The organism is Litchfieldella rifensis, assembly GCF_042646605.1.
In the GTDB taxonomy this organism is placed as follows: domain Bacteria; phylum Pseudomonadota; class Gammaproteobacteria; order Pseudomonadales; family Halomonadaceae; genus Litchfieldella; species Litchfieldella rifensis.
Genome location: NZ_JBHRUG010000009.1, coordinates 229,490 through 255,575 on the forward strand (window position 1 = coordinate 229,490; position 26,086 = coordinate 255,575).

Sequence of the window (26,086 nt, forward strand, 5' to 3'; positions counted from 1 at the left end):
GACGTGACAACAGCACCTGTGCACAAGGGGATCTAAACAATGAAGAAAATGACCGCCATCGGCCTCGGCCTGTTGATGTCGACCGGCCTGGCGTCGCTCCACGCCCAGGCCGACGAGGTCAAGATCGGCATGATCACCACCCTTTCGGGAGGCGGGTCGCACCTAGGCGTGGATATCCGCGATGGCTTCCAGCTCGCCCTCCAGCAGTCCAGTCGCGACGACATCGAACTGCTGGTGCAGGACGATGCCCGCAAGCCCGATGTGGCCAAGAGCCTGGCCGACGAGTTTATCCAGCGTGACGAGGTCGATATCCTCACCGGCATCGTGTGGTCGAACCTGGCCATGGCGGTAGTGCCCTCCGTGGTGCGCCAAGGGGTGTTCTACCTCTCGCCCAATGCCGGGCCTTCGGACCTGGCGGGGCGTCTCTGCCACGAAAACTACTTCAATGTCGCCTGGCAGAACAACAACCTGCATGAGGCCATGGGTGCCTACATGCAGCAGCAGGGTCTCAAGAAGCCCTTCATCCTGGCACCCAACTACCCGGCCGGGACCGATGCCCTGGAGGGCTTCAAGAGCCGCTATGGCGGTGAACTGGCCGGCGAGATCTACACCCAACTGGGGCAGACCGACTATGCCGCCGAGATCGCCCAGATTCGTGCCAGCGATGCCGACAGCGTGTTCTTCTTCCTGCCGGGTGGTATGGGCATCGCCTTCACCAAGCAGTTCCATGGCTCGGGTGTCGAGCTGCCGATGTTCGGGCCGGCGTTCTCCTTCGACGAGATCATCCTCGGTGCGGTAGGTAATGCAGCGCTGGGTGTGGTGAACACCTCACAGTGGGCCTACGACCTGGACAATCCCACCAACCAGGCTTTCGTCGAAAGCTTCCGTGAAGCCTATGGCCGCACACCGACCCTGTATGCCTCGCAGGGCTTCGACACCGCCAACCTGATCCTCAGTGCCCTGGAGACGGCGCACCCGGATGATGCGGATGCCTTCCGCGAGGCCTTGCGCGCCGCTGATTTCGAATCCACACGCGGCGAATTCCGCTTCGGCAGGAATCATCACCCGATCCAGGACATCTACGTGCGTACCGTGGTCGCCGGCGACCACGGCCAGCCGACCAATCGGCTGGTGGGCGTTGCCGTCGAGGACATGCAGGACGTCTTCGTCGATCAGTGCCAAATGTAGATCTATCCAACCGTTCGGATCGGCACTCCGATCCGAACGGTGATTTCATCTCGCCTGATTCAGGGACGCCATCGTGACCCTATCCCTGCTATTCGAACAACTTCTCAATGGCCTGCAGCTCGGCACCATGCTGTTTCTGATGGCCAGCGGCCTGACCCTGGTGTTCGGTGTGATGGGCCTGATCAATCTCGCCCATGGTTCCTTCTACATGGTCGGCGCCTTCGTGACCGCCTGGACCGCCGGTACCACCGGGTCGTTCTGGGTCGGCCTGGGGGCAGGCATCCTGGCTGCCGCCGCGGTCGGCGCCGTGGTCGAATTGCTGGTGATTCGTCGCCTCTATCATCGCCAGCATCTCGATCAGGTGCTCGCGACCTTCGCCCTGATCCTGATCTTTTCCGAGGGCACGCGTTGGCTGTTCGGTTCCTCGCCACTATGGCTCAACGTGCCCGAAGTACTGTCGGGCTCCGTGGCCTTGCCGGGCGGATCGCGTTACCCGGTGTTCCGGTTGGTGATCATCGGCGTGGGCGTGCTGGTGGCGGTGGCGCTGTTCCTGCTGATTTCCCGCACCCGCCTGGGCATGCGCATCCGCGCCGGCGAAAGCGACCGGGAAATGATCGGGGCGCTGGGAATCGACATCGCCAAGCTCTATACGCTGGTGTTCGCCCTGGGGGCGGCCCTGGCGGGGCTGGCCGGGTCGATGATCGGCGCCCTGCAATCGGTGCAGGTGGGCATGGGCGAGCCGGTGCTGATCCTGGCTTTCGTGGTGATCGTGATCGGCGGCATCGGTTCGATCAAAGGGGCGCTGATCGGCTCGCTGCTGGTAGGCCTCGTCGATACCCTGGGCCGGGTGTTCCTGCCGTCGCTGTTCAAGCTGTTCATGACCCCGGCCGAGGCCTCCGGGGTCGGGGCGGCACTGGCCTCGATGCTGATCTACGTGCTGATGGCCATCATCCTGGCGTTCAAACCGAAAGGGCTGTTTGTTGCCAATGACTAGATTACACAAGGGCGCACTGCACAAGACCTCGGGCACGACGCCGGTGTCGATGCCGCGCATGCGCCGTGAAACCTGGGTCAACTGGGCGCTGCTCGGCCTGCTGCTGGTGGCACCGCTGATCGCCAATGCCCTGGGGGAGATCTACTACGTCAACCTGGCGACCCGCATCGCGATCGTCGCCATGGCGGCGGTGGGGCTCAATCTGGCGATCGGCTATGGCGGCATGATCAGCTTCGGCCATGCCGCCTTCTTCGGGCTGGGCGGCTATGTCGCCGGCATCAGCGCGTTTCACGCCTTCGACATGACACCGGTGCTGAGTTGGCCCGTCACGATGCCGGGAACCGACAACCTGCTGGCGATCTGGCTGGCGGCGATGCTGTCATGCGCCGTGCTGGCGCTGGCGATCGGAGCGATTTCGCTGCGTACCTCCGGGGTGTACTTCATCATGATCACCCTCGCATTCGCCCAGATGATCTATTACTTCGCCGTCTCCTGGCCGACCTACGGCGGCGAGGACGGGTTGCCGATCTACCTGCGCAACCAGTTCCCCGGGCTCGATACCAACGATCCGCTGACCTACTTCCTGATCTGCTTCGCGGCACTGGTGCTGGCGCTGGCGATCACCGCGCGCCTGATGCAATCGCGTTTCGGTGCGGCGCTGAGCATGGCGCGGCTCAACGAGACGCGCCTGGCCACGGCGGGGATCGCCCCCTATCCGATCCGCCTGGTGGCATTCGTGATCTCGGCGGTGATCACCGGTCTGGCCGGGGCGCTGTTCGCCGACCTCAACGGCTTCGTCGGGCCGAGCATGCTCAGTTGGCATCGCTCCGGCGAGATCATGGTCATCGTCATCCTGGGCGGTGTCGGCCGGCTCTATGGCCCGCTCTCCGGGGCCATACTGTTCGTGCTCATGGAAACCCTGCTCGGCGGGCTGACCGAGTACTGGCTGCTGTTCCTAGGGTTGGTGCTGCTGTTCGTGGTGCTGTTCGCGCGCGGCGGCGTGATGGGGCTGCTGGCCGGGAGGGAGCGTCATGTCTGAGGCCGTGCTGACGCTTAGTCACCTGCACAAGCGCTTCGGCGCGCTGCAGGCCACCCAGGATGTGTCGCTCGACCTCAAGGCGGGGGAAATCCATGCCCTGATCGGCCCCAACGGGGCCGGCAAGTCGACCCTGATCGGCCAGATCACCGGCCACCTGACGCCCGACCGGGGCCAGGTGCGGCTGACCGGTGAGGACATCACCGCGCTGAGCGTGGCGCAGCGGGCGCGACGGGGCCTGGGGCGCAGCTTCCAGATCTCCTCGCTGGCCGATTCGCTGTCGGTGTTGCGCAACGTGATGATCGCCGTGCAGGGCCTGCAGGGGCACAGTTTCCGCTTCTGGAAGCCGGTGCATCGCGATGCCAGTCTGGTGGAGCCGGCACGCGCGGCCATCGCGCGTATGCGGCTCGAGGCGCGTGCCGAGACGCCGGTGTCGGAGCTTTCCCACGGCGAGCGTCGCCAGGTGGAAGTGGCCTGTGCGCTGGCGTTGAGGCCGCGCGCCCTGCTGCTCGACGAGCCCATGGCCGGGTTGGGGCCGGAGGGCTCGGCGCGACTCACCGAACTGCTCGAGGAACTCAAGCACGAGGTGCCGATCCTGCTGATCGAGCACGACATGGACGTCGTGTTCCGCCTCGCCGACCGCATCTCCGTGCTGGTGGCGGGGCAGGTGATCGCCCATGGCGTCGGCGACGAGATCCGCGCCAATCCACTGGTGCGCGAAGCCTACCTGGGGGACTGACATGCTGACCATCACGAGTATCGAAACCTTCTACGGTCCCTCCCAGGCGCTGTTCGGCGTCGACCTGCAGGTTGCCGCGGGGGAGATGGTGGCGCTGATGGGCCGCAACGGCATGGGCAAGACCACCACCATCCGCTCGTTATTCGGCCTGACCCCGGCTGCCAGCGGTACCATCGAGTTCGAGGCTCGCGACCTGCGCAAGCTGCCATCCTATCGCATCGCCCGCTTGGGGCTAGGCCTGGTGCCGGAGGGGCGTCGCTGCTTTCCCAACTTGACGGTACGCGAGAACCTGATCGCCACCGCCCGCCCCGGCCAGTGGGATCTGGCGCAGGTCGAGCGCCTGTTCCCGCGCCTGGCCGAACGTGCCGAGCAGTCGGCGCAAACCTTGTCGGGTGGCGAGCAGCAGATGCTGGCCATCGGTCGGGCGCTGATGACCAACCCGCGCCTGCTGGTGCTCGACGAGGCCACCGAGGGCCTGGCCCCGGTGATCCGCAAGGAGATCTGGGCGGCCATCCGTACCCTCAAGCAGCAGGGGCAGTCGACGCTGATCGTCGACAAGTCGCTTTCCGAGCTGCTGCCGCTGGTCGACCGCTGCACCATCCTGGAGAAAGGGCGTACGGCCTGGAACGGGCTGCCCGGCGAGCTCGACGAGGGGATCCGCGATCGTTATCTGGGAGTATAAGGAGATCATATGCCATACGTCACCCACCGCAAGGTGCGCTTCCAGCATTGCGACCCGGCGGCCATCGTCTTCTATCCGCGTTACTTCGAGATGATCAACTCGGTGGTCGAGGACTACTTCGCCGAGGTGGTGGAAGTCGATTTCCGGGCCATGCATGTCGAGCGCCATGTGGGCGTGCCCACCGCCTCGCTCGACACCCAGTTCCACGCCTCCAGCCGTCTCGGCGACGACTTGGAGTTCCGCCTGGAGCCGACAGCAGTGGGCACGACCAGCCTGACGCTGTCCATTCACGTCCATTGCGGAGATGAACTCCGCCTGAGCTGCCGGACGACCCTGGTGTTCGTCGACATGGACAGCGGCCGCCCCATTCCCTGGCCTGATGCCATGCGTCAGCGTCTTGTCTCCGAGCTTTCATAAGGACCCTTGCCATGACGTCACTCAAGGCCCATGAGTTGCTGCACCCTGCCCACTGGAAACCCGCCGTGGGGTATGCGAACGGCATGCTGGCCGACGGCCGTCTGCTGTTCGTGGGCGGCCAGATCGGCTGGAACCAGGATCAGGTCTTCGAGAGCGACGACTTCGTCGCGCAGATCCGCCAGGCCTTGGAGAACATCGTCGCCGTGCTGGCCGAGGCCGATGCCGGCCCCGAACACATCGTGCGGCTGACCTGGTACATCACCGACAAGCGCGAATACCTGGCGCGGCTCAAGGAGGTGGGAAACGCCTATCGCGCCGTGCTGGGCAAGCACTTCCCGGCGATGACCATGGTCCAGGTGGCGGACCTGATCGAGGACCGCGCCAAGGTCGAGATCGAAGCCACCGCCGTAGTGCCGCAGCGCTGAGTCATCATGCCCTGGCTGCCGTATCTCAGTGACTCAAGCGCTCGATGGCGGTAATGAAATCGCCACCGGGACGAACGTAGTGCTCAAGAATCGAGAAGTGATCGTCACCGGCCTTGAGATCCGCATGAACCTCGATTCCCCGGTCGCGCAGATGCTCGGCGTAGGCGTTCATCTGGCGCGCGAACTCGGCGGGTTCCGCGCCGCCGGCGGTCAGGAGCACCGGGGCTGCGACCCGCGGTGGCAGGAACAGTGGGCTGTAGTCCGTCACCTCGCGGCCGGTGAGTTGCAGACTGGGCTGCAGCCAGGAATACGGAAACGGTCGCAGGTCGAATAGCCCGCTGATCGCCAGCGCACCCTTGATCAGGTCGTTGGGCAACCCGAACACCCCCTCCCAGTCGGTCGCCATCAGCATGCCGCACAAATGGCCACCCGCCGAATGCCCGGACACCGTGATGCGCTCAGCATCGGCTCCCAACTCGCCGGCATGGCGATAGAGCCATGCTAGCGACGCCTGGCACTGACGCACCAACTCGCTGAACGGCACGCTTGGACACAACGCGTAGTTGACCACTGCCACGTTGATGCCGGCTTCCACCAGCCGTTCGGCGACGAACGAGAACTCCTTGTGACTCAACGAGCGCCAGTAGCCGCCGTGAAAGAACACATGCAGTGGGGCATTGGCCTGCTGTGCGGGGAACAGGTCCAGGCGTTCCGTCAGCGACGGGCCATAGGCCACATCCTCGCGCACCGTCAGGCGCGAACGGGTCGCCGCGCTGCGCTCGCGCCAGTCGGCGAGCAGCGCCGCTCTATCGCGACCACGCATCGGGTCGTACTGGGCGTCGATCTGTTCCTGGGTGGCGAAGTCGCGGTAGAGCATGGAGGATCCTTGCTTGTGCTTGGTTCTCTTCTGGGCAGTTTACGTTAGATACATCTCAGTATCGCCGCCGTGGTGCGTCAGAAGATTTTCACGCGATGAGTTGCACCACGCTACCATGGCTTGCATTCATAGCTGATGGATTAAAAGGAATTCATAATGATCCTCGACCCGATGATGATGAATGCCCTGGCAGCGCTGCTGGCCTTCGTGGTGGCCTGGGCCCTGTCGAGCTGGCGTGCGGGGCGTCGGCTGGGGAAGGAGAGTGCCGAAGCGGCACGCCTGCGCGAGCAACTGGCGCAGGCCAATGTCGGCCAGGCGCGCTTGGAGTCCGAATGCGATGCCGCGCGCCAGGCGCTGGATCGGGCGCAACAGGATGGTGAGGCACTGCAGGCGCGATTGACCGAGTTGCAGGAGCGCGAGCAGCGCCTGCGCCAGGAAAGGGCCAGAACGACCGAGACGCTGGCGCTCAAGGAGGCGCATTTTCGCGAGCAGCTCGAGCTGGTCAAGGAGAGCCGCGACCAGTTGAAGCGTGAGTTCGAGAATCTCGCCAACGAGATCCTCGAGCGCAAGGGCAAGGCGTTCTCGGAGCTGTCGCAGAAGAACATCAGCGGCCTGCTGCAGCCGATCCAGACGGAGATGAAGGGCTTTCGCGAGAAGGTCGAGTCGATCCATCAGCAGGAGACCGAGCAGCGCGTGCAGTTACGCACCGAGCTGCAGCACCTGCAGACACTCAACCGCGCGATCACCGACCAGGCCGACAAGCTGACCACGGCGTTGCAGGGGCAGAAGAAGATCCAGGGCAACTGGGGCGAACTGATGCTCGAGAACGTGCTCGACGGTGCCGGCCTGCGCCGCGGCAAGGACTACCAGCGCGAGGAGAGTTTCAACACCGAAGAGGGCCGCCGCCGCCCGGATGCCATCGTCTACCTGCCTCAGGACAAGCACCTGGTCATCGACGCCAAGACCTCGCTGGCGGCCTATACCCGCTACGTGAACAGCGACGACGACGTCGAACGCCGCCAGGCCCTGGCCGAGCACTGCCGGGCGGTCTCCGATCGCATCACCGAGCTGGCCGATCGCCACTACTACGACCTCCCGGGGCTCAATTCGCCGGAGGTGGTAGTGATGTTCATCCCCGTAGAGTCGGCCTATGTCGAGGCGCTCAAGTACGACGAGAGCCTCTACCAGCGCGCCATCGAGAACAACGTGCTGGTCGCCACGCCGACCACGCTGCTCACCAGCCTCAATATCGTGCGCCAGCTGTGGCGCTTCGAGGACCAGAGCAAGCATACCGCCGAGCTCGCCCGGCGGGCCGAGAAGTTCTACAGCAAGCTGACCACCTTCCTGGGCAGCATGGAGGATGTCGGCAGGAAGCTCGACGGGGCGCGCCTGAGCTACGACAAGGCCATGGGCCAACTGGTCAACGGCAAGGGCAACCTGATCAAGCAGACCGCCGAGTTCAAGGAGCTGGGCGTGGCGGTGAAGAAGGAATTGCCCGAGGAACTCGTCGATCGTGCGCGGCTGGAGCTGGACAGCGACACGGTTCGTCCCATGGATGACCGGCAGGAGCCAACACAGGAGAGCAGTCTCTGAGAGGCGGCTGTCACGTTGTTGTCACGACAGGCCGGTACAAACTGGCCACGGTTTGTCGTGACTGACACTTGATACAAGGAAGATCCCCATGGCTTTCAATCGTCGCGCGTACTTCGAAGACGCGGAAAACACTCCCAGCAACGTTGACATCAAGGCCCCGATCGGCGAGATCATCGCGCAACGCTATTCGCGTCGCGGCTTTCTCAAGGGGATGGGCTATGGTGGCCTGGGCGTAGCCGCCATCGGCGCCATGAACCCGCTCAGCGCCGCCATTGCCGCCGAAGGCGAGGCTTCCGACCGCTTCGGCTTCGACGAGATCGCCCATGGCGTGGACACCACCCACCATGTCGCCGCCGGGCATGATGCCGACATCCTGATCCGCTGGGGCGACCCGCTGTTTGCCGGGGCCCCGGCCTTCAACCCGCACAACCAGAGCGCCGATGCCCAGGAACAGCAGTTCGGTTACAACAACGACTATGTGGGCTTCGTACCGCTGGAAGGCCGCTTCGACCACGGCCTGCTGGTGGTCAATCACGAGTACACCAACGAGGAACTGATGTTTCCCGGTCTGCCCGGTCCGCAGGACGAGCATGACTTCACCGGCATCACCCGCGAGATGGTGGAGATCGAAAAGGCGGCTCATGGGCTATCGGTGGTCGAGGTCAAGCGCGAGGGCGGCAAGTGGCACTACGTTCGGGATAGCCGCTACAACCGTCGCATCACCCCGCGTTCCACCGCGATGACGCTCTCCGGCCCGGTGGCCGGCCACCAGCGCGTTCGGACCAGCGCCGATGCCGAAGGCCGTCGCGTGATCGGCACCCTCAACAACTGCGCTGGTGGCACCACGCCCTGGGGCACCATTCTCACCTGCGAGGAAAACTTCCACGGCTACTTCCTGGGCGACGCCGAGTTCCACCCGGAAAAGGACAAGCTGGCCCGCTACGGGGTGCCCGGCATGTCCTATGCCTGGGGTCGCTTCGATTCACGCTTCGACATCGGTCAGGAACCCAACGAGCCCAATCGTTTCGGCTGGGTGGTGGAGATCGATCCCCTGGATCCCACCTCCACGCCGATCAAGCGCACCGCCCTGGGCCGGTTCAAGCACGAAGGCGCCGCCAGCGTGCTCACCGAAGATGGCCGCCTGGCGGTCTACATGGGCGATGACCAGCGCTTCGATTATGTCTACAAGTTTGTCAGCCGCGATGTCGTCGACCGCGCCGATCCGGCCGCCAACCGTGAACTGCTCGATCACGGCACCCTCTATGTGGCGCGCTTCGACGAGGATGGCACCGTCACCTGGCTGCCGCTGGTACATGGCGAGGGCCCACTGACCGCCGAGAACGGCTTTGCCAGCCAGGCCGATGTGCTGATCGATACCCGCCTGGCCGCCGATGCCCTGGGCGCCACTCCCATGGACCGCCCGGAGGATATCGAAGCCAATCCGGAGACCGGTGAGGTCTACGTGATGCTGACCAACAACGATAAGCGCACCGGCGAGCAGGTGGATGCCGTCAACCCGCGTGGTGATAATGTCTTCGGCCACGTCCTCGAGATCGTCACCGAAGGTCGGCACACCGCGACGCAGAACCGCTGGGAGGTGCTGGTCAAGTGCGGCGATCCGGCGCGCGGCGAAGTGGGCGCGATGTGGAACCCGGCCACCAGCGAGAATGGCTGGTTCGCCTCTCCCGACAACTGCGCGGTGGATGCCCGAGGACGGCTGTGGGTCACCACCGACCAGGGCGGCAACTGGCCGAAGTCCGGTACCGCCGATGGCGTCTGGGCGATGGAGACCCAAGGCGAACGCCGCGGTACCGGCAAGATGTTCTTCCGCGTGCCGGTGGGGGCCGAGATGTGCGGTCCCTGCTTCACCCCGGACGACACCACGCTGTTCGTCGCCGTACAGCACCCGGCCGCGGATGGCGCCGAGGACTTCGACGGGCATCAAGGCCGTTCGAGTTTCGAGACCCCTGCCACTCGCTGGCCGGACTTCGAGGACGGCATGCCGCCGCGCCCTTCGGTGGTCGCCATCACCCGCCAGGGTGGCGGCGTCATCGGCTAAGAAAGCCGAGTGGCAATGGATGAACCATGAACCCGCATCTCTCGATGCGGGTTTTCTCGTTAAGGGGAGGGCGTTGCCTCGGCTAATAAGGCGTCTCGAAGGCTCGCTCTTTCCTGACACCGAGGCCGGGCAGCGTGACTACGCCCCACCCATACGCCGCCCCTACGCCCCAGGGGGATGAGGAATACACGACAAGGATTGGCGAGTCTAGGAGCGTTCAATCTTGACGCTCGATAACAACAAGGGGCACTAGACTCATGACCAAGCTTCTCACTTCATTGCTTGCCGCTTCCTTGGGGGCCGGCCTCGCACTGCCGGCGATGGCCTTCGAGGACGACAAGCTGACCCTCTGGATGGGCGACAACAAGGGGCCCAAGGGCATCCGCGAAGTCGGCCGCCAGTTCACCGAAGACACCGGTATCGAGGTGGAAATCGTCACGCCGGATAACCTTACCGACCGCTTCGCACAGGCCGCCGGTAGCGGCCAGGGGCCGGATATCGTGATCTGGGCCCACGATCGCCTGGGCGAGTGGGCGCAGAGCGGGCTGCTCAAACCGATCAAGCCGTCCGACGACTATCGAGAGCGCTATTTCGACTTCACCTGGGATGCCATGGTCTGGAACGGCGAGACCTATGGCTATCCCATCTCGGTGGAGTCCCTCGGCTTGATCTACAACAAGGACCTGGTGGACGCGCCGCCGGAAAGTTTTGCCGAGTTGGTCGAGCTCGATGCCGAACTGACCAAGGAGGGCAAGAAGGCGATCCTGTTCGATTACGGCGAGCCCTACTACGGCTGGACGCTGCTGGCCGCCAATGGCGGCTATCCCTTCAAGCGCACCGAGACCGGCTTCGATGTCACGGATATCGGTGTCAATAACGAGGGCGCCGTGGAGGGCGCGGCGTTGCTGGCGGAGTTGATCGAAAGCGATGTGCTGCCGCGTGGCACCGATTACAGCGTGATGGATACCCGCTTCAATCGTGGTGAAGTGGCCACCATGATCAGTGGCCCCTGGGCGTGGAGCAATCTCGAGCAGAGTGGCATCGATTTCGGGGTGGCGTTGTTGCCCAAGGTTGGCGATGAACGTGCCAAGCCGATGTTCGGAGTGATGACGGCGATGATCAACTCGGCTTCACCCAACGACTTCCTGGCCACGGAGTTCCTCGAGAGCTACCTGCTCAGCGAGCAGGGCATGAGGACCTTCAACAGCGATGGCTCCCTGGGTGCCGTGGCGCACCGCGCCTACCAGGCAGAGCTGGCCGAAGACCCAAGGATCGCAGCGACGCTGGAGAATGCCGAGATCGGCGAGCCGATGCCCAACATTCCCGAGATGGGCGCCTTCTGGGCGGCAATGGAGCCGGCGTTGCAGAACATCGGCAGCGGTCGCCAGGCACTCCAGGAAGCACTCGATGCCGCGGCACGCCGGATGCGCCAGTAAGCCTCTCCAATGTCCCGGGCCGATCCCCAGGGACGGCCCGAAACCCAGGGTTTTCCCCATGTATACGACCAATGCTTCGCGCGGCTTGCCGCGTCATCGTTCTCGCTACCTCGCCGAGCGTTACACCCGCTGGGCCATGCGCGCGCTGATGGCGGTGCTGGTACTCTCGACACTGTGGCTGGTGGTGGCTTTCCATCTGCGCGGGCAGTGGATGTTCGCGTTGCTGTTTCTGGTGCTCGGTGCCTCACTGGCGATCGTCTTCGGAAAACGCACCCTGATGAGCCATCGCTACGTGTTTCCGGCATTGGCCGGCATGGGCGTGTTCGTGATCTTCCCGCTGGTCTATACCGTCGGTATCAGCTTCAGCAATTACAGCTCCAGCAACCTCCTCAGCGAGGATCGGGTACGTGCCCAATTCCTGAGTCGCACCTACCAGGCCGAAGGAGCCGCCTTCGACTTCCAGCTCTACCGCGAGGGCGATCAACTGCGGCTGTATCTCGAAGCCAAGGGCAATGCCGGGCTGGAAGGCGTTCGGCGCCTGATCTCCGAACCACTCGCCAAGGCCGGGGAAGGGCAGTGGCTTGCGGTGCGCCCGGTCGAGACGGCACCGGCCGGCGAGCCACTGGGCCTGCGTGAGGTGATCGCCAATCGCGACCGGCTGCAGGCATTGACCCTGGTAACGCCGAACGACACCGAGCTCAGCATGGCCGGCCTGCGAAGCTTTGCGCCGATGCTGCCCCGCTACCGGGAGAACGCCGACGGTAGCCTGACCGATCTGCGCGACGGAGGTGTGTTGACGCCCGATCAGGAGAGCGGCTTCTTCATCACCGAGAGCGGCGAACGCCTGACACCCGGCTGGCCAGTGGCGGTGGGGCTGGACAACTATATGCGTATCTTTGCCGACCCCGATGTGCGCGGGCCCTTTCTGCAGATCTTCGTGTGGACCTTTGTCTTCGCCGGTTTGACAGTGGTCTTCACCCTGGCAGTGGGTTTCGTGCTGGCGTCGCTGCTGCAGTGGGATCAGCTCAAGGGCAAGGCCGTCTATCGCACCTTGTTGATCCTGCCCTACGCAGTACCGGCCTTCATCTCGATCCTGATCTTCAAGGGCATGTTCAACCAGCACTATGGCGAGATCAATCTGATCCTCGAGAACCTCTTCGGCATCAGCCCCGAGTGGTTCACCGATCCGTGGCTGGCGCGGACCATGCTGCTGATCGTCAATACCTGGCTGGGCTACCCCTACATGCTGTTGCTGTGCATGGGACTCATCCAGTCGATCCCGCGCGATCTCTACGAGGCCTCGGCGGTCGACGGCGGTGGACCGCTGACCAACATGCTGAAGATCACCTTGCCGTTGATCCTCAAGCCGCTGACGCCCCTGCTGATCGCCGCCTTCGCCTTCAACTTCAACAACTTCGTGCTGATTGCCCTGCTCACCGGAGGCAACCCGGACATCCTCGGCGCCAGCACTCCCGCGGGCACCACGGATTTGCTGGTCAGCTACACCTACCGCATCGCCTTCCAGGATGCCGGCCAGGACTTCGGCTTGGCGGCGGCCATCGCCACCCTGATCTTCCTGGTCGTGGCGGGCATGTCGCTGCTCAATCTGCGCCTGTCCAAGGTCAAGGTCTAAAAGGAGCCGTCTCATGGCCATGGTTCAACCCCGTTCGATCCGCACGCGCCGCCTGGGCGCGCACCTGGCGCTACTGGGCTTCGTGACGCTGGTGGTGTTTCCGCTATTGCTGGTGATCTCGATCTCCTTCCGCGAGGGCAACTTCGCCACCGGCAGCCTGATTCCCGAGCGTTTCTCGCTGGAACACTGGGCGCTGGCGTTCGGCATTCCCTGGGAGCGTGTCGATGGCAGCGTGATACAGCCGCCGTTCCCGGTGCTGCTGTGGCTGTGGAACTCGATCAAGGTGGCAGTGGTGTCCTCGATCCTGATCCTGCTGCTGTCCACCACCAGCGCCTATGCCTTCGCGCGTATGCGCTTCAAGGGCAAGACGCCGCTGCTCAAGGGCATGCTGATCTTCCAGATGTTCCCGCCGGTGCTATCGCTGGTGGCGCTGTATGCGCTGTTCGATCGCTTGGGGCAGTTCGTCGGCTGGCTGGGAATCAATACCCATGGCGCCTTGATTCTCGCTTCGCTGGGCGCGGTGGCGCTGCATATCTGGACCATCAAGGGTTATTTCGAGTCGATCGACGGTTCGCTGGAGGAAGCCGCCATGGTCGACGGCGCCAGTACCTGGCAGGCCTTCCGGCACATCCTGCTACCGCTGTCGGTACCCATCCTGATGGTGGTGTTCATCCTCGCCTTCATCATGTCGATCATGGAGTACCCCATGGCCTCGGTGCTGCTGCTCGACGAAAGCAAGCTGACCCTCGCCGTCGGCGCCCAGCAGTACCTCGCCGACCACAATCAGCGCTGGGGGGACTTCGCCGCCGCGGCGGTGCTCTCCGGGCTGCCGATCACCATTGCCTTCCTGCTTTGCCAGCGCTGGATCGTCGGTGGGCTTACGTCGGGTGGCGTCAAAGGCTGACTTTCCTCGTCCTGAGCGAATCCCTGCTCGACCCCGGTTTCGGCCGGGGTTTTTTGCGAGTTGCGCAGGAGGCATTCAGGTGCCGAAGCGGGCCGCAACGACTCGCTCCGCGATCGCCAGCAAGCCTTCGGGCTGCCAGGCGGAGCGTCCAATGAAGAGCCCGGCTACCTCCGGCAGCGCGGCAAGCGCGGCACAGTTGTCGAGGTTGACGCTGCCGCCGTAGAGCACCGGGATGGACGTGCCCTGGGGCGTCGTCGGCAGTGCCTCGTGGATATGGCGATGCATCCAACCGGCGTCGTCGGCGGTGGCTGGCGTGCCATGCTCACCGATGGCCCATACCGGTTCGTAGGCGATCAGGACCTTGTCCAGGTCCTCTTCGGCGACACCATGAAGGGCGATGCGGCACTGGCGGACCACGGTGTCGGCGGCGACTCCCAGGCGCTTCTCCTCGGCCGTCTCGCCAACACAGATCAATGGGCGTAGCCCGTGGGCCAGGGCGGCCTTGACCTTGAGGTTGATCGCCGCATCGGTCTCATTGAAGTATTCGCGGCGCTCCGAATGCCCCAGCTCCACGATATCGGCGCCGCAGTCCTTGACCATCGGTGGTGAAATCTCGCCGGTAAAAGCGCCGTGGTCGGCCCAGTGCATATTCTGGGCGCCGACCATCACCGGCTCATCGACCAGTGTCTGGCAGACGTGGTGCAGGGCGGTAAAGGGAGGGATCACGAAGCCCTGCAGACGTTCGTCCCCAAATCGATCGCCCCCGCGCAGGGCCTGCGCATAGTGGGTCGCTTCGTCCAATGTCTTGTTCATCTTCCAACTGGTGCCTACCCAGAACGGCGTCGTCATGGCGTGCTCCTGTGGTGTGGTCGGTGGTGAGATCGGCTCAGTCGTGTCGGATGCCGTAGTCGCGGATCCAGTGCAGTGAGTCTTCCGTCGTGCCGCTGGGGGTGTACTCCAGCGAGACGTAGCGATCGAAGCCCATGCGCTCGAGCTCGGCGAACAGGAAGCGGTAATTGATCTCGCCGGTCCCCGGCTCATGCCGGCCCGGGTTATCCGCCAGTTGAATGAAGCCGATGCGTTCGTCGTAGCGACGCACCGTTTCGATGAGCTCCCCTTCCGAGCGCTGCATTTGATAGAAGTCGTACTGGATCAGCAGGTTGGGATGGCCGACAGCGTCCAGGAGAGCGGCAGCCTGGGTGGTGTTCACCAACGGGTAACCGGGATGGGTGATCGGATTGAGCGGTTCCACCATCAACTGGATGCCGGCCTGTGCCGTGGCTTCGGCGGCATGACGCAGGTTGTCGACCAGCGTCCTGTGCTGCCTCTCTTCGGACAAGTCGTCGCGCGGGTAGCCCAGCGGGCAGTTGAGTTGCGCGCAGCCGAGGTGTCTGGCGATTTCGATGGTGGCATCCACGCCTTCACGGAACTCGTTGGTTCGTTCAGGCAAGACGGCGATGCCGCGTTCCCCCGCCTCCCAGTCCCCGCCCGGCAGGTTGAAGTGCACGATTTCCACGTCGGCCTCGGTGGCGGCATCGCGAATCCGCTCGGGCCTTTCACAGAACGGGTAGGGGTTATGGAATTCGATGTGCCGAATTCCTGCTGCCTTGGCGCGGGCGAAACGGGCCAGGAAGGGCACCTCGGCGAACATGAACGTCAGATTGGTGGCGAGCTTTAGCATGTTGAGGCTCCAGCATTGTTGTGTTCCGACCTAAGGAAGACGGCAGTAAGGGCCGCCGTTTCACGGGGTGCCGGGAGGTGGGAAAACCGGTTGACAGCCCAAAAAATGTTCACTAGTGTTATTTTTAACATCAACTGAAAAAAATTTCAAAGCGGAAGTGAGCGATGAAGAACAACCATTCGAGCCATAGCGAAAAGGATCTGGCCCTGCGCGCCGCATGGCTTTCCTATGTCGGCGGCTATACCCAGGCCGAGATCGCCGATCGCCTGATGGTGTCGCGAATGAAGGTGCATCGGCTGATCGCGATGGCTCACGACATGGGCGCGGTCAAGGTCTTCATTCAGGGCTCTCCCGAGGACTTGCTGAAGCTGGAAGACGAACTGACGCAACGCATGAACCTCGAGGTCTGTTCCGTGGTGCCTGCCCTGCCCGTAGAGGAAGAGGTCAACCAGTTCGCCAACCTGGGAACGGCCGCCGCCCATTACCTGAAGAGTCGTCTGGATGCCAAGGATGTCGAGGTGCTGGGACTGGGCTGGGGACGGAGTCTGTCGGAGATGATCAACCGTCTTCCGCAGATGGACTACCCCGACCTGAAGATGGTCCCCGTACTGGGAAGTGTCGTACGCAAGATGGCCCTGAACCCCTATGACGTCATTCACCGCCTGGTCGACAAGACCGGTGGCGAAGGCTACCTGCTGCCGGTGCCACTGTTTGCCGACACCGCGGAGCACAAGCGGGTGCTGATGGAGCAACGCAGTGTCCAGGACGTGATCAATATCGCCGTTTCGGCCGACCTGACCATGGTGGGACTGGGGGCCGTACCGTCTCAAGGGCATTCCCTGCTCATGGAACTCGGGGAAATCGATGCCGAGGATGCTCGCCGACTTCACGAAGCCGGCGCCGAGGCGGAACTGCTGGGCCAGTTCCTGGATGCCCGTGGTCACCAGGTGGATTGCGAGATCAACAGCCGCACCCTGGGGCTGAGCCTCGAGCAGTTGCGTAACCACCGCATCGTCGCCGTCGCCGGTGGCGAAGAGAAGGTACACGCCACCCTGTCGGTGTTGCGCAGTGGGCTGCTCAAGGGGCTGATCACGGACGAGATCGTCGCTCGCCAGGTGCTCGCTCTGCTCGACGAGGGCGAGACGTAGGGCTCACGCCATCGCGATAACGAAAACGAATAGAACAACGACAACATCAGGAGACACGCCCATGCCGGATGACGTGATCGTCGGTCTGGATGCCGGCACCTCGGTGATCAAGGCGGTGGCCTTCGATCGCCAGGGCCGGGAACTGGCCAAGACCCAGTGCGAGAATCGACTCGAGACCTGCCCCGATGGAGGTGTCGAGCAGAGCCTCCCGGGTACCTGGGAGGCTGCCAGAACCACGCTCAAGAACCTGTTTGCCGAGCACCCGGCGCTCGCTCCGCAGCTTGCTGCCATCGCGGTGACCGGCCAGGGCGACGGTACCTGGATGATCGACGACCAGGGACGGCCCGTGGGCGATGCCCTGCTGTGGCTCGACAGTCGCGCCAGCGACATCGTGTCCCACTGGCGGGCGACTCGCACCGGGCCCGAGACCTATCGCCGTACCGGGACCGGGCTCAACCAGTCGATCCAGAGCGGCCAGCTAAGCTGGCTCGATCATCACGCTCCCGAGCGCGTCGCCGCGGCGGCCACCATCTTCCACTGCAAGGACTGGCTGTATTTCTGCCTGACCGGCGATCGTGCCACCGACCCGGCCGAGGCGTTGTGGACCTACGGTGACTTCCGTAGCGGCGACTACTCGGACGAAGTGCTCGAGCAGTTCGGTCTGGCCAAGTACCGCGAGCGACTGCCACGGATTCTCGACGGCAGTCGCGAACATGGCGACCTCGGTGCAGAAGTGGCCCGGGAGATCGGGGTGGCCGAGGGCACCCCGGTGGTGCTGGCGCCGGTCGACATGCTGGCCACCGCCCTCGGTGCCGGCGTCTATGAGCCCGGCAAGCGGGTGGCCTGCAGCATCATCGGCACCACCGGGGCGCACCTGTGCGTGCGCGAGGACCCGCGCGACATCGTGCTCAGCAACCAGTCCTGCTACACCATGCCCTGCGTCGCGCCCGATACCTGGGTCCAGCTGTGCTCCAACATGGCCGCCACGCTCAACCTGGAGTGGTTCGTCAAGGGGCTCAACGAGATGCTCAAGGCGTTGGGCGAAACGCCGCTGACCGCCGAGGGTCTGTTGCCCCGGCTCGACGCGGCGCTGGCCACCATCGAGCCGGGACGGGTGATCTATCACCCCTTCATCTGCGCCAACGGCGAACGCGGTCCCTTCTTCAACCCCCGCGCCCGGGCCCAGTTCCTGGGACTCTCCACCGAGGTCAACCATCTGCACATGGCGCGGGCCATCTACGAGGGTGTCGCCTTCGCCGCTCGCGACTGCTACCACGCCCTGGAGGCCCACCCCGAGGAGTTGCGACTGACCGGCGGTGCCGCCCAAAGCAAGACGTTGTGCACCATCCTCGCTTCGGTGATGGGCGTGCCGGTACGCACCATGACCCGGGGCGAAACCGGCGCCGCCGGCGCCGCCATGGTGGCGAGCCTGTGCCTGGGACACCACCGCGACCTCGCCGAGGCCTGCCAGACCTGGGTGACCCCCTTCCTGGCCGAAGAGTGCGTGGCGCCCGATCCTGCCCTGCAGAACCTCTACGAGCGGTTGTTCGGGGTCTATCGCCGTTCTTATACCAACTCGGACGGCTTCTGGCGCCATCTCGAGCGCGTCACCGCCGAACGCTGAAGCGGCCCACGATTTCCCCGAATGGAGGCAACCATGTCCGACTCATCCGCCAAGCCCCAGACGCGCGACCGTCGCCCCCTCTACGACCTGTTGATCATCGGTGCCGGCATCAACGGTGCGGGCTTCGCCCGCGACGCCGCCGGTCGCGGCCTGTCCGTCGTCCTGTGCGAGAAGGACGACCTGGCCCAGGGCACCTCATCGCGCAGCGGCAAGCTGATTCACGGCGGCCTGCGTTACCTGGAGTACTACGAGTTCCGCCTCGTGCGTGAGGCACTCAAGGAGCGCAGCGTCATGCTGAAGAAGGCGCCGCACATCATCTGGCCGATGCGCTTCGTGCTGCCGCACAGCCCCGAGCAGCGCCCGGCCTGGCTGGTCCGCGCCGGCCTGTTCCTCTACGACCACCTGGGCGGCAAGGACGACCTGCTGCCCGGCAGCCGTGGCCTGGACCTGCGTGCCTGCCCGGAGGGCGAGGCGATCAAGGACGATTTCCCCAAGGGTTTCGAGTACGCCGATTGCTGGGTGGACGATGCCCGCCTGGTCATTCTCAATGCGCTCGACGCCGAGCGCCTCGGGGCCAAGGTCTATACCCGTGCCGCCTGCACCAAGGCCACCCGGCTGGCCGACCGTTGGGAGGTCGAGCTCACCGATACCGAGAGCGGAAAGATCACCACCCTCGCCGCCAGGGCGGTGATCAACGCCGCCGGCCCTTGGGTGGGCAAGGTGCTCAAGGGGGCCTTCGACCAAAGGGGCAAGGACAGGGTCAAGCTGGTCAAGGGCAGCCACATCGTCCTGCCCAAGCGCTACGCCACCGCCAACTCCTACCTGCTGCAGAACGACGACAAGCGGGTGATCTTCGTCAACCCCTACGAGGGCGACAAGCTGCTGGTAGGCACCACCGACATCCTCTACGAGAGCGATCCGGACAAGGTGACCATCGACCAGGAGGAGATCGACTACCTGCTCGGCGTGGTCAACCGCTACTTCAAGACCCCCTATACCCAGGACGACATCCTGACCAGCTTCTCCGGTATCCGTCCGTTATTCGATGACGCCCAGGACAACCCCTCGGCGGTGACTCGCGACTATGTCTTCGATGTCTCCGATGCGAACGGCAAGGCGCCGCTGCTATCGGTGTTCGGTGGCAAGATCACCACCTATCGCAAGCTCGCCGAGCACGGTCTGGAAAAGCTTGCTCCCTACTTGCCGGAGATGGGCAAGACCTGGAACGAGACCGCGCCGCTGCCTGGTGGCGACATGCCGGGGGCCGACTTCGAGGTCTTCCTGAAGGGGCTCAAGCGCGACTATCCCTGGCTCGAGGAGGCCACCGCCACCCGCTACGCCCGCCTCTACGGCACCATCGCCCGACAGATCCTCGGCGAGGCCAAGAGTCATGAGGATCTGGGCGAGCACCTGGGGGCCGATCTCTACGCCCTGGAAGCCCGCTATCTGGTCGAACACGAGTGGGCTCGCAGCGCCGCGGACATCCTCGAGCGACGCACCAAGCTCTACCTGGTCATGAGCGATGAGGACGTCGAGAGGGTCGAGGCCTGGGTGGCGCGGGAGGTCGGTGAGCCCAGGGGCGCCAGGGCCGGTGCCAGCGCCGACAGCGTCGCCACCTCCTGAGCCCGGCCCGCCGCTTGCGCCGGCACAGACAATCCAACAACAAGAGGTTTTTCACCATGAACGCATCAGTCAACGCCGGACCGATACCTCGCCCCAGGAAGGGGCGTGGACTCGTCACGGCAATCGGTATCGCGATCGTCCTGCTGGGCGCCATGGCCCTGGACACCGAGGTCGTGAAGATTGGCTCGGAAGCGGATCTGCGTGATGGCGGCTTTTCGGCGGAAGGCTTCGGTGCGGAGCAGTTCCCCATCGTTCGGGCCAGCGTCGAGGAGCGTGCCGTCGAAGCCGGCGAGTTGGCGGCCGCCATCGCCGAGGACCAGGCGGCAGCCGGCGAGCGCTATGGGGTACCGTCCGGCATCGGTCCGGTGATTCCCCTCAGCTTCTCCGGCGTGGTCGGAGAGGGCAAGGCCGGCATCTACACGGTCGATGTCGAAGGTGTTCCCGAGGATCTGACGATTCGGGTGCAGACCGGGCCGGCCATCAACGGGACCGATCTGCGCGATGCCACCGGCACCATCCAATTCGGCCAGTTCACCAACCAGATCGAGTACCAGAATGCCGCTGCGGCGATCAACGCCGAGATGAAGCAGCAGGTGCTGGCGGATATCGACACCGGTGACCTGACCGGCAAGACCATTTCGGTCACTGGCGTCTTCCAGCTGATCAATCCGCACAACTGGCTCGTGACACCGGTCCGGCTGGACGTGCAGTGAGCCAGACATCCCTCAAGGGTGAGCATGTCATGAGTCAGATACCTCACAAAGAAGACAGCGTCGATGAAGTCATCCTTTCGGCACGCCACATTGCCAAGTCCTTCGGCAATGTCCATGCCCTGAAGACGGTGAACTTCGATATCCATCGCGGTCAGGTCACCACCCTGTTCGGCGAGAACGGTGCCGGCAAGTCGACGTTGATGAAGATCCTGTCGGGGGTGCTTCAGCCGACATCGGGCGAGATCCTCCTGGATGGCCGCCCGGTGAGCGTCACCTCGACCACGGAGGCGCAGCGTCTCGGCATCTCGATCATCCATCAGGAGCTGAGTCTCGCGCCCAATCTCAGCGTGCGCGACAACATCTTCATGGGACGCGAGCTGGGTGGGTCGACCAACATCGACTACGCCGAGGAGGAGCGCCAGACACGTCTGCTGATGGAGGAGCTGGATGAGCCCATCGATCCGCTGACCCTGGTGGAGGACCTGCGCCTGGGGCAGCAGCAGATCGTCGAGATTGCCCGGGCGCTATCGGCGGACTCGCGAATCCTGATCATGGACGAGCCGACCTCGGCGCTCTCCGCCTCGGAAGTCGAGGTGCTGTTTCGGGTAATCCGCGATCTCAAGAGCCGTGGCGTCTCGATCGTCTATATCTCTCACCATCTCGAGGAGGCGCTGCAGATCACCGACCACGCGGTGGTGCTGCGCGACGGCGTCATGACGGCCTATGCCCAGCGCCAGGACATCGATCTGGAGTGGATCGTGCGCAACATGGTCGGCGAGGGCTTCGACCTCGGTTCGCCGCCCACCGGCTACCGCATGGGAGACGTGGCGCTGTCGCTGCGCGAGGTATCCGTCGCGGACGCTTCGGTGCCCGACCGCTCGGTCGTCGACCGGCTATCCCTCGACGTGCGTGCCGGCGAGATCGTCTGCATTTACGGCCTGATGGGCGCGGGTCGCACCGAGTTGCTCGAGAGCGTCGCTGGCCGCATCCCGCTGACGGGGGGCAGTGTCGTGCTCGAGGGCCATGACGTCTCGAGCCTGAGCATCGCCGAGCGCATCGAGCAGGGCCTGGTGCTGGTGCCCGAGGACCGCCAGCGCGACGGGCTCGTGCAGACGATGTCGGTGGGCGAGAACCTCTCGCTGGCCAGTATCGGCGCGTTCACACAGTGGCTCTTCACCTCGCGCCGGCGGGAACGGGATGTCGTCGAGGCCTCCATCGGCAACGTGCATATCAAGACCGACGGCGGTGGGGCCGACATCGGCTCGCTGTCGGGCGGCAACCAGCAGAAGGTCGTCATCGGCAAGATGCTGGCGACGCATCCCCGGATCGTGCTGCTCGACGAGCCCAGTCGCGGTATCGACATCGGTGCCAAGGCCGAGGTGTTCCGGCTACTCAGCGAAGGCGCGCGGCAGGGGCTGGCCGTCGTCTTCTCGACCTCCGAAGTCGGCGAATGCCTGAGCATCGCTCACCGGGTCGTGGTGATGAGTCGCGGCAGGATCTCGGCGGAGTTCGGTGCCGACGTCACTAAAGAAGAGATCATGGCCGCCTCGGGTGAAGCCGTGGTCGCGTGATCCACACGAATAGCGGAGTACATAACAATGACCAACGTCAGCCAAGCTGCAAATGGCTCCCAAACGAGATCGTCCGGTGGCGGCTTCGACCTGGGACGCCTGCTGCTCGAGGGCAGGGCGTTTTTCGCCCTGATCGCCATCATCATCATCTTTTCGACACTGTCGCCGGTCTACTTCTCGGCGAACAACTTCCTGACCATGTCATCGCATGTGGCGATCTTCGGACTGTTGTCCATCGGCATGCTGCTGGTCATCCTCACCGGCGGCATCGACCTGTCCGTGGGCTCGACACTGGGGTTCGCGGGCGTCTTCGCCGGCTTCCTGATGCAGGGGGTGTCGTTCGAGTTCTTCGGCGTCGTGGTATATCCCCCGGTGTGGGCGGTCGTCGTCCTGACCTGCGCCTTGGGTGCCTTCGTCGGCGCGATCAACGGCGTGCTCATTGCCTACTTCAAGGTGCCGGCGTTCGTCGCGACCCTGGGCATGCTCTACGTCGCCCGCGGCGTCGCCCTGCTGATGACCGACGGCCTTACCTACAACAACCTCGGCGGCAGCCCGGAACTCGGCAATACCGGCTTTGATTGGCTCGGTTTCAATCGGCTGTTCGGCGTGCCGGTCGGTGTGCTGATCATGGCGGCCGTGGCCATCGCCGCCATGCTGGCGCTGACACGCACCCCCTTCGGCCGCTGGGTCTATTCCACCGGCGGCAACGCCCGGGCGGCGGAACTGTCCGGGGTGCCGGTCAAGCGCGTGCAGGTGACGGTCTATGTGCTGTCGGGGATCTGCGCCGCCATCGCCGGCCTGGTGCTGTCGTCGCAACTGACCTCGGCAGGACCGACGGCGGGTACCACCTACGAACTGACCGCCATCGCCGGCGTGGTCATCGGCGGCGCGGCGCTGACCGGCGGCCGTGGCAACGTGCGGGGCACGCTGCTCGGGGCCTTCGTGATCGGCTTCCTGTCCGACGGGTTGGTGATCATCGGTGTCTCGTCCTACTGGCAGACCGTATTCACGGGTGCCGTCATCGTTCTCGCCGTGCTGCTCAACAGCATTCAATACAGCGGCCGGAAGAAGAAGCGCCCGGCGCCTTCCGACGCTCAGACGTCTTCCTCACAGCAGCGTACCGCGACCTGGCGTGCGGATACCGCTGTGGAAAGCCCAGCCGAGGAATCGGCATCACAACCACAACAGTAAGGAAGGTCCACCATGTTCAAGACTGGAAAGCGCCTGCTGATCGCCGCTCTCGCCGTGAGCGCTCCGCTCTTCGCCGGAGCCGTCTCGGCCCAGGATCAGGGGCTCATCTCGATCATCGTCAACGACAATTCCAACCCCTACTGGTTCACCGAGGGCAAGGTTGCCCGCGAGACCGCCGAGGAGTTGGGTTATCAGGCCAATGTCAGTTCCCATAAAGGCGATACCAACGCCGAGAGCCGGCAGATCGATACCGCGATCACCAATCAGGCCAAGGCGATCATTCTCGACCCGGCCAACGCCGACGGTTCCATTGGCGCCGTGCGCAAGGCCGTCGACGCCGGCATCCCGGTGTTCATCGTCAATGCCGAGATCAACCAGCAGGGACTGGCCGAGGCGCAACTCGTATCCAACAACGCTCAGGGGGCGGCGTTGGGCGCCCAACAGTGGGTACAGGAAATCGGCGGCGAGGCGACGTACGTCGAACTCAAGGGCGCGCCCTCCGACAATAACGCCGCGACACGCTCGAACGGCTACGAAACCGTGCTCAGTCAGTACCCGAGCCTGGAGCGGGTCGGCGTGGACGTCGCCAACTGGGATCGCACCCAGGGCTACAACAAGATGCAGAGCTTGTTGCAGGCCAATCCCAACATCCAGGGGGTGATCAGCGGCAACGATGAAATGGCGCTCGGTGCGATCGCAGCGCTCAAGGAAGCCGGCAAGCTCGACGACGTGGTGGTCGGTGGGTTCGATGGCTCGCCCGACGCGGTCGATGCGGTCAAGGCCGGCGAGATGGCCTACACGGTTCTGCAGCCGGTGGCTATCTTCTCCGAGCAGGCGGTTCGCATGGCAGATGAGTACATCCGTACTGGTGAGACCGGCCTTAGTGGTGAGAAGCACCTCTTCGACTGCCTCCTCGTCACCACGGACAACGTGGATCAGTACACCGCTCCCTTCGTGCTCGCGCAGCAATAGGGAACACTTTCTAGCTCCTTTTCAAGCACCTAGGTACGGGGGCAAGGCGAAGCGAGGGTCTTTTGCCATGGGTGAGGCGGATTCCGCCGAACGGGCTGGCCATGGATGGCCAGTCCAGGTCCTGCAAGCGAAGCAGGATGCGAGAGCGTAGCAGGGCAAAAGTAGCGCCCATGGAAGGGTTTACAGCGCCCTCGCGAAGGCTTGTCGACGGGCCACTCCTATCCCATCTGATACGACACCGCCCGGCCAAGTGCCGGGCAGTGTCGTTGAGGTGTCGTGCGTCAGCCGTTCAGTTGCCGCGCCTGGCGATGGTTCTCCAGCGTCATGGCGCAAGCCTCGGCAGCCTCGCGTCCCTTGGTCACGAAGTGCTCGTGGAAGAACGCTGTGTGGGTGGCGTGCTCGTGGAAATGGTGCGGGGTGAGCACCACCGATAGCACTGGGACTTCGCTGTCGAGTTGCACCCGCATCATGCCGTCGATCACCGCCTGGGCGACGAAGTCGTGGCGATAGATGCCGCCATCGACCACGAAACCGGCACCGATAATGGCGTCATAGCGACCGCTCTTGGCCAGCAATTTGGCCTGCAGGGGAATCTCATAGGCGCCGGCGACGCGGAATACCTCGACCCGGTCGGCGTCGATGCCGTGCTTCTCGGTGAGAGTGGTGGTGAATGCCTCGCGGGCCTGGTCAACGATATCGCTGTGCCAGCTGGCCTGGATAAAGGCGATACGTGGGGATTGGCTGGGGGTGGACTGATTCATGGTCTTCCTCATTTATCATAACCAGAATCAGGGCATGCGGAACCAATCGCCGGGTGCGAGTACCCGTCAACGGAGCCGTTCTCTTCCATCCGGACTATCACCGTCGGCTTCGGAATCGCACCGAATCTGCTGACCCCGGTCATGGCCGCGTCGCCAGGAAAGAGACGCAGGAACCGGACCGGGCGCTCGCGGGCTGAGGCAAAAGTCGCCATCACCGCCGGTGGGGACTTTCACCCCGCCCTGAGAACACGTGACCGTGGTTTCCCACGGTCACGTCATTTTACGTTGAGCGGCATGGCGGCGCCAGGCCTAGCTGACTTCTTTCAGCAGTTTTTCAGCCTGCTTGACGACATTGTCGACAGTGAAGCCGAAGTGCGGGAACAGGTCTTCCGCCTTGCCGGACTCGCCAAAGGTACTCATGCCGACGATGCGCCCGTCGAGGCCCACGTACTTGTACCAGTAGGCGTAGTGGCTGGCCTCGATGGCCAGGCGCCGGGTCACATTGGCCGGCAGCACCGCCTCGCGGTAGCTGGCGGGCTGGGCATCGAAGGTGTCGGTGGAGGGCATCGACACCACGCGCACCGCCTTGCCCTTGGCGGCGAGCGCTTCGGCGGCGTCCATCGCCAGGCCGACCTCGGAACCGGTGGCGATCAGGATCAGCTCGGGCGTCACCACGTTGTCCTTGAGGATGCTCTCTTTCAATACGTACCCACCACGCTCGATCTCGGCCAGCTGCCGCTGGGTGCGCGGCTGGTGCGGCAGGGTCTGGCGCGACAAGACCAGCGCGGTGGGCGCGCCATGGCGCTTGAGCGCGGCCCC

Annotated in this window: 24 protein-coding genes and 1 riboswitch; of the genes, 19 read left to right on the plus strand and 5 right to left on the minus strand. The window is 64.1% G+C overall.

Going from position 1 to position 26,086, the window contains the following annotated elements:
- The first annotated feature begins 39 nt into the window (after window positions 1-39).
- The 7 genes from ACFOEV_RS04620 (at window position 40) to ACFOEV_RS04650 (ending at window position 5,481) form a co-directional block, all read left to right on the plus strand.
- On the plus strand, window positions 40-1,188 hold the full coding sequence (locus tag ACFOEV_RS04620; RefSeq protein WP_386771961.1) for an ABC transporter substrate-binding protein: 1,149 nt from the start codon (window positions 40-42) through the stop codon (window positions 1,186-1,188).
- Window positions 1,189-1,261: 73 nt separating this feature from the next.
- A complete protein-coding gene (locus ACFOEV_RS04625) occupies window positions 1,262-2,182 on the plus strand; it encodes a branched-chain amino acid ABC transporter permease (protein ID WP_386771962.1) in 921 nt (306 codons plus the stop codon).
- Window positions 2,183-2,231: 49 nt separating this feature from the next.
- Window positions 2,232-3,221, plus strand: coding sequence for a branched-chain amino acid ABC transporter permease (locus ACFOEV_RS04630; protein ID WP_386771991.1), 990 nt, complete (start codon window positions 2,232-2,234; stop codon window positions 3,219-3,221).
- A complete protein-coding gene (locus tag ACFOEV_RS04635; protein WP_386771963.1) occupies window positions 3,214-3,957 on the plus strand; it encodes an ABC transporter ATP-binding protein in 744 nt (247 codons plus the stop codon). Before ACFOEV_RS04630 ends, ACFOEV_RS04635 begins: the two co-directional genes overlap by 8 nt.
- Window position 3,958: 1 nt before the next feature.
- Window positions 3,959-4,639, plus strand: a complete 681-nt coding sequence (locus ACFOEV_RS04640) for an ABC transporter ATP-binding protein (protein ID WP_386771964.1) — start codon at window positions 3,959-3,961, stop codon at window positions 4,637-4,639.
- Between the two features lie 9 nt (window positions 4,640-4,648).
- Window positions 4,649-5,056 (plus strand): acyl-CoA thioesterase, encoded by a 408-nt coding sequence (locus ACFOEV_RS04645; RefSeq protein ID WP_386771965.1) that lies wholly within the window; start codon window positions 4,649-4,651, stop codon window positions 5,054-5,056.
- 11 nt (window positions 5,057-5,067) lie between these two features.
- Window positions 5,068-5,481: a RidA family protein gene (locus ACFOEV_RS04650; RefSeq protein WP_386771966.1), complete on the plus strand. Its 414-nt coding sequence runs from the start codon at window positions 5,068-5,070 to the stop codon at window positions 5,479-5,481.
- 25 nt (window positions 5,482-5,506) lie between these two features.
- Here the strand turns inward: ACFOEV_RS04650 and ACFOEV_RS04655 are convergent, their stop codons facing one another.
- On the minus strand, window positions 5,507-6,358 hold the full coding sequence (locus tag ACFOEV_RS04655; protein ID WP_386771967.1) for an alpha/beta hydrolase: 852 nt from the start codon (window positions 6,356-6,358) through the stop codon (window positions 5,507-5,509).
- Between the two features lie 156 nt (window positions 6,359-6,514).
- Between ACFOEV_RS04655 and rmuC the strand changes: the two genes are divergently transcribed.
- The 5 genes from rmuC to malG all read left to right on the plus strand — a co-directional run bounded on the left by rmuC (window position 6,515) and on the right by malG (window position 13,983).
- Window positions 6,515-7,951 carry a DNA recombination protein RmuC gene (gene rmuC, locus ACFOEV_RS04660; RefSeq protein ID WP_386771968.1) on the plus strand — a complete coding sequence of 479 codons (1,437 nt, stop codon included), beginning with the start codon at window positions 6,515-6,517 and terminating at the stop codon, window positions 7,949-7,951.
- A gap of 88 nt (window positions 7,952-8,039) precedes the next feature.
- Complete coding sequence (locus ACFOEV_RS04665; RefSeq protein WP_386771969.1) at window positions 8,040-10,010, plus strand: PhoX family protein; 1,971 nt, start codon at window positions 8,040-8,042, stop codon at window positions 10,008-10,010.
- Between the two features lie 257 nt (window positions 10,011-10,267).
- Complete coding sequence (gene malE, locus ACFOEV_RS04670; RefSeq protein ID WP_386771970.1) at window positions 10,268-11,446, plus strand: maltose/maltodextrin ABC transporter substrate-binding protein MalE; 1,179 nt, start codon at window positions 10,268-10,270, stop codon at window positions 11,444-11,446.
- Between the two features lie 58 nt (window positions 11,447-11,504).
- On the plus strand, window positions 11,505-13,079 hold the full coding sequence (malF, locus tag ACFOEV_RS04675) for a maltose ABC transporter permease MalF (RefSeq protein ID WP_386771971.1): 1,575 nt from the start codon (window positions 11,505-11,507) through the stop codon (window positions 13,077-13,079).
- A gap of 13 nt (window positions 13,080-13,092) precedes the next feature.
- Window positions 13,093-13,983: a maltose ABC transporter permease MalG gene (gene malG, locus ACFOEV_RS04680; protein ID WP_386771972.1), complete on the plus strand. Its 891-nt coding sequence runs from the start codon at window positions 13,093-13,095 to the stop codon at window positions 13,981-13,983.
- A gap of 75 nt (window positions 13,984-14,058) precedes the next feature.
- Here the strand turns inward: malG and ACFOEV_RS04685 are convergent, their stop codons facing one another.
- Together ACFOEV_RS04685 and ACFOEV_RS04690 are read right to left on the minus strand one after the other, a co-directional pair.
- Window positions 14,059-14,832, minus strand: a complete 774-nt coding sequence (locus ACFOEV_RS04685) for a triose-phosphate isomerase (RefSeq protein WP_386771973.1) — start codon at window positions 14,830-14,832, stop codon at window positions 14,059-14,061.
- A 37-nt stretch (window positions 14,833-14,869) separates the two neighbouring features.
- Window positions 14,870-15,664, minus strand: coding sequence for a hydroxypyruvate isomerase family protein (locus ACFOEV_RS04690; RefSeq protein ID WP_386771974.1), 795 nt, complete (start codon window positions 15,662-15,664; stop codon window positions 14,870-14,872).
- A 164-nt stretch (window positions 15,665-15,828) separates the two neighbouring features.
- Between ACFOEV_RS04690 and ACFOEV_RS04695 the strand changes: the two genes are divergently transcribed.
- The 7 genes from ACFOEV_RS04695 to ACFOEV_RS04725 all read left to right on the plus strand — a co-directional run bounded on the left by ACFOEV_RS04695 (window position 15,829) and on the right by ACFOEV_RS04725 (window position 24,506).
- Window positions 15,829-16,812, plus strand: a complete 984-nt coding sequence (locus ACFOEV_RS04695) for a sugar-binding transcriptional regulator (RefSeq protein ID WP_386771975.1) — start codon at window positions 15,829-15,831, stop codon at window positions 16,810-16,812.
- Window positions 16,813-16,873: 61 nt separating this feature from the next.
- Complete coding sequence (locus ACFOEV_RS04700) at window positions 16,874-18,436, plus strand: FGGY family carbohydrate kinase (protein ID WP_386771976.1); 1,563 nt, start codon at window positions 16,874-16,876, stop codon at window positions 18,434-18,436.
- Window positions 18,437-18,469: 33 nt separating this feature from the next.
- On the plus strand, window positions 18,470-20,059 hold the full coding sequence (locus ACFOEV_RS04705; protein WP_386771977.1) for a glycerol-3-phosphate dehydrogenase: 1,590 nt from the start codon (window positions 18,470-18,472) through the stop codon (window positions 20,057-20,059).
- Between the two features lie 56 nt (window positions 20,060-20,115).
- A complete protein-coding gene (locus ACFOEV_RS04710) occupies window positions 20,116-20,772 on the plus strand; it encodes a DUF2291 family protein (protein ID WP_386771978.1) in 657 nt (218 codons plus the stop codon).
- 29 nt (window positions 20,773-20,801) lie between these two features.
- Complete coding sequence (locus ACFOEV_RS04715; RefSeq protein WP_386771979.1) at window positions 20,802-22,343, plus strand: sugar ABC transporter ATP-binding protein; 1,542 nt, start codon at window positions 20,802-20,804, stop codon at window positions 22,341-22,343.
- A 27-nt stretch (window positions 22,344-22,370) separates the two neighbouring features.
- Window positions 22,371-23,534 (plus strand): ABC transporter permease, encoded by a 1,164-nt coding sequence (locus tag ACFOEV_RS04720; protein ID WP_386771980.1) that lies wholly within the window; start codon window positions 22,371-22,373, stop codon window positions 23,532-23,534.
- 12 nt (window positions 23,535-23,546) lie between these two features.
- On the plus strand, window positions 23,547-24,506 hold the full coding sequence (locus tag ACFOEV_RS04725; protein WP_386771981.1) for a D-ribose ABC transporter substrate-binding protein: 960 nt from the start codon (window positions 23,547-23,549) through the stop codon (window positions 24,504-24,506).
- A 281-nt stretch (window positions 24,507-24,787) separates the two neighbouring features.
- Here the strand turns inward: ACFOEV_RS04725 and ACFOEV_RS04730 are convergent, their stop codons facing one another.
- Together ACFOEV_RS04730 and ACFOEV_RS04735 are read right to left on the minus strand one after the other, a co-directional pair.
- The gene (locus ACFOEV_RS04730; RefSeq protein WP_386771982.1) at window positions 24,788-25,267 is read right to left on the minus strand and encodes a 6,7-dimethyl-8-ribityllumazine synthase; all 480 of its coding nucleotides are present in this window, start codon (window positions 25,265-25,267) and stop codon (window positions 24,788-24,790) included.
- Window positions 25,268-25,340: 73 nt separating this feature from the next.
- Window positions 25,341-25,519: riboswitch (FMN riboswitch) on the minus strand.
- A gap of 57 nt (window positions 25,520-25,576) precedes the next feature.
- Window positions 25,577-26,086, minus strand: a 510-nt coding sequence (locus ACFOEV_RS04735) for a transketolase-like TK C-terminal-containing protein (RefSeq protein WP_386771983.1), incomplete at its 5' end; no start/stop codon positions are given.